The following is a 1,076-nucleotide window of genomic DNA, read 5'->3' as shown; positions in this document are numbered from 1 at the left end:
AGTGCGCAGGTGGCGTAGCGACCGTCGGTCATGACGATACCGGCCGGGCCGTCCCACGGCTCCATGTGCATGGAGTTGAAGTCGTAGAAGGCGCGCAGGTCATCATCCATGTTCGGGTGCTTTTGCCATGCAGGCGGGATCAACAGGCGCATGGCGCGGAACAGGTCCATACCACCGGCGAGGAAGAGATCCAGCATATTGTCGAGGCTGGAGGAGTCAGAGCCGGTGGTGTTGACGAAGGGGGCCGCTTCCTGCAAATCGGGAATGAGCGGCGTCGCAAACTTGTAGCTGCGCGCCTTGGCCCACTGGCGGTTGCCGGCGATAGTATTGATCTCGCCGTTGTGGGCCAGATAGCGAAACGGCTGGGCCAGCGGCCAGCGCGGGCTGGTGTTGGTGGAGAAACGCTGGTGGAAAACGCAGATGGCCGCCTGCATACGGATGTCGGCGAGATCCAGATAGAAGCGCGGCAAGTCCACCGGCATGCACAGCCCTTTATAGACGGTGACCAGGTTGGAGAGGCTGACCACATAGAAGTAGTCGTCGTTGACGCGCTTTTCGATGCGGCGACGCACGATATAGAGGCGGCGTTCGAGATCCTTGTCGACCCAGCCGGGCGGGGCGTTGACAAAGACCTGTTCAATGCTGGGCAGGGAGGCTTTGGCGATGGTACCGAGTACGTTGGTATCGACGGGCACCTTGCGCCAGCCGACCAGACTCAGGGTCTCTTTTTCCAGCTCTTCGTCGATGATGTCTCGGGTCTGCTGGGCCAATACGGGGTCGGGGTTGAGAAACAGCATGCCGACCGCATAGTTGCGGCCAAGGTGCCATCCCTTCTCCTCGGCGACAGCTCTGAAGAAGCTGTCCGGTTTTTGCAGCAGCAGACCGCAACCATCGCCGGTCTTGCCATCGGCGGAGATCCCGCCGCGGTGCTGCATGCGAGCCAATGCTGACATCGCGAGACGGACAAGCTTGTGGCTGGCTTCCCCTTCCATGTGGGCCAACAGGCCGAAGCCACAGTTATCCCTCTCCAGCTTTGGATCATATAGTGACATTGCATTTCTCCCTTGCTCGGCCTT

Annotated in this window: 1 pseudogene; it reads right to left on the bottom strand. The window is 60.4% G+C overall.

Annotation, left to right across the window (positions count from 1 at the left end):
- Window positions 1-1,052 (bottom strand): annotated as a pseudogene (gene gltB / locus G5358_RS21240) (glutamate synthase large subunit); the annotation flags it as partial.
- Window positions 1,053-1,076 lie beyond the last annotated feature (24 nt).

Origin of the sequence: Aeromonas sp. 604176, assembly GCF_049170755.1 — a bacterium.
GTDB classification, from domain to species: domain Bacteria; phylum Pseudomonadota; class Gammaproteobacteria; order Enterobacterales; family Aeromonadaceae; genus Aeromonas; species Aeromonas veronii_A.
This window is presented reverse-complemented; position numbering and strand designations above follow the sequence as displayed.